General features: G+C 38.2%; 3 protein-coding genes and 1 pseudogene. All 4 read left to right on the top strand.

Going from position 1 to position 2,335, the window contains the following annotated elements; translation table 11 throughout:
• Positions 1-512: pseudogene (locus tag PXY01_RS21995) on the top strand (pre-toxin TG domain-containing protein); the annotation flags it as partial.
• A gap of 13 nt (positions 513-525) precedes the next feature.
• Positions 526-873, top strand: a complete 348-nt coding sequence (locus PXY01_RS21990; protein ID WP_127573273.1) for a hypothetical protein — start codon at positions 526-528, stop codon at positions 871-873.
• A 238-nt stretch (positions 874-1,111) separates the two neighbouring features.
• Entirely contained in the window at positions 1,112-1,828 is a 717-nt protein-coding gene (locus tag PXY01_RS21985) for a ribonuclease domain-containing protein (protein WP_246028072.1), read from the top strand.
• Positions 1,829-1,840: 12 nt separating this feature from the next.
• Positions 1,841-2,110: a barstar family protein gene (locus PXY01_RS21980; RefSeq protein WP_127573271.1), complete on the top strand. Its 270-nt coding sequence runs from the start codon at positions 1,841-1,843 to the stop codon at positions 2,108-2,110.
• Positions 2,111-2,335: the final 225 nt, after the last annotated feature.

Genomic DNA, 2,335 nt, shown 5'->3' with positions numbered 1-2,335 from the left:
AGGGGACGGGTAAAGTTCCTCAACCGAAGACAGAAGCTGATATTATTTCTGAGAGAGCTAAAGGTTTAGATTTAACTCCAAGAGAAACCCCTTATAAAATCATGAGTAGTAAAAAAATGAAGCAATTGAATGAGAAGGCTAAAAATAGAACTATCACCAAAGAGGAATGGAGGGAACTGGAGTGGAATAAGAAGTTCAAACGAAGAAGAGATAGTGGAGTGGATAGTTTTTGGGAACAAGAAAGAGAACGGGTATTAAATGGTGACTCCACAAGAAATTGGACGCCTGAACAAGTGCAAGACATAATATCAGGTAAAGTACCTAAATATAATGACAAGACAATAATTGGTCATCATACGTACAGTGCTTCTAAATACCCTCAATTGGCAAATAAAGGTGAAATTATATACCCTGTAACATTCAGAGAACATTTGTATCGTTGGCATGGGGGAAGTTATAGTAAAAGTTTACCTGGTAAACCAATGAATGATTTGTTTGATAATGATTTTTAGGGAGGTATAGAATTTGACAAAAATACTTGTATTAGTGGAACGAGATAATAATCAAAATAAATACTTACCAATAATCAAAAAGAATACCAACTTGGGACTTTCTGAAATAAAAAAAAGAATTGAAAGTGTACTTCCGATACTAGAGACAGTTTTATTTAAAGACGAAGATGGGGATGAAAGACTAAAGGAACTAATACATGGACTAACAAATTTAGGAGCAAGAGTAAAACTGTTCGATGGGGAAATTGATAAAAATAAAGAAGTCACCATCGATTATTTAATGAATAGGTTTGATAGGTACAGAGAAATTCAACAACAAAATGAAATATTAGATGATTTAATGTATGGTGATGATGACTAATTCGTGGGGGCTAGTGCCGAATGACCCCCATCATTCAACCAAATAACACACAGTCCCATGTAATACCCGAATGAAGATTTCGACATTTCTGTTGTACGCACATAAAGCTTGTATTTTTTTATCCTAAATAACGCTATACCGTTACATCGAACAGGTCGATTATGGTCAGATACTACCATAATTGACCTGTTTTATTAACGCTCTGCCGTTGCCGTCCGCAGCTGTCGGAACCAAAGGCGTGGATAAACTGGCGAAAGTGGCCAAAGGGGCCAAGTTCGTCGAAGAAGCCAGCGGCGGCGTACGAGTCGTTCAAAAGGCTGCTAAAGATAGGGTACACGCACCTTCCACTAGGCCAAATTCATCAGATATGAATGGGCCAGGGCAGGCTAAGCCGTCAGGATCTCTCGAGACGGCGCAGCCAGGCAAGCCTCTGGAGTCTCCGAATTCAAGGGGGGCGCCTGACCCTAACAATAGGAGACCAGATGATGAGATTAGAAGACGAGTATTAGATAATATTGACAAAAGCAAGGCTGCCCGAGATAGTTCAAATTACGATAAGTATTTAATAAAAGAGAAGGAATTAGTTAAGGAATTAGAGAGGAAGAAGGCTCTAGAGGGGACGGGAAAAGCACTAACTTCTGCTGATGATGTTGCAGGATACATTAGAAAAAATGGGAAATTACCGGATAACTTTATTACTAAAAAGGAAGCGGAGGCACTTGGTTGGAACCCTAAAAAGGGGAATCTTAATGATGTAGCACCTGGTAAAAGCATAGGTGGGGATGTTTTCAAAAATAAAGGAAACCCGTTGCCAGATGCACCAGGTAGGGTATGGTATGAAGCTGATATTAATTATAGTTCCGGGTTCCGTGGAAATGAACGTATAATTTACTCTAATGATGGGTTGATTTATAAAACAACAGATCACTATAAGACGTTTACGCAGATTAAGTGAGGAGTGTATGTTTTGGAAGTATTGATAGATGGCAAGAAGATATTGACTGTAGAACAGCTACATCATGCACTAAAAGAAAGTCTTCAACTACCTGAATATTATGGAGAGAATCTAAATGCATTATGGGATTGTTTGACCGCTTGGGTAGAGTTTCCGTTAAAAATCAGGTGGGAAAATTTTGAAAAAAGTAGGGAGTTTTTGGGTGATTTTGCAGATGATTTGCTAGAGTTGTTTCAGGAAGCAGAAGAAGAGTTAGATGGGTTTACTATTGAAATTGTATAATAGTTTTAAGGACCTTGATTGGCTGTATGCCTTTCAAGGTTTCTTTTTTGGCGGGGGCTATACCCAGTGCCGAATGAATCCATCAATCAACTAATAACACATATGACAGATTCAAGATGTAGATCGGGTTTACAACTCTAACAATAAGGTCATACAATACAACCAACAAACCAAACACTAAATAATTCAAACACTTGATAAACTTTCAAAAGCTCTTTCCCACTT

Source organism: Paenibacillus xylaniclasticus, from assembly GCF_004001065.1.
Classification (GTDB): Bacteria; Bacillota; Bacilli; order Paenibacillales; family Paenibacillaceae; genus Paenibacillus_T; species Paenibacillus_T xylaniclasticus.
Note: the sequence above shows the minus strand (reverse complement) of the source record. Positions and strands in the feature narration are given on the sequence as shown.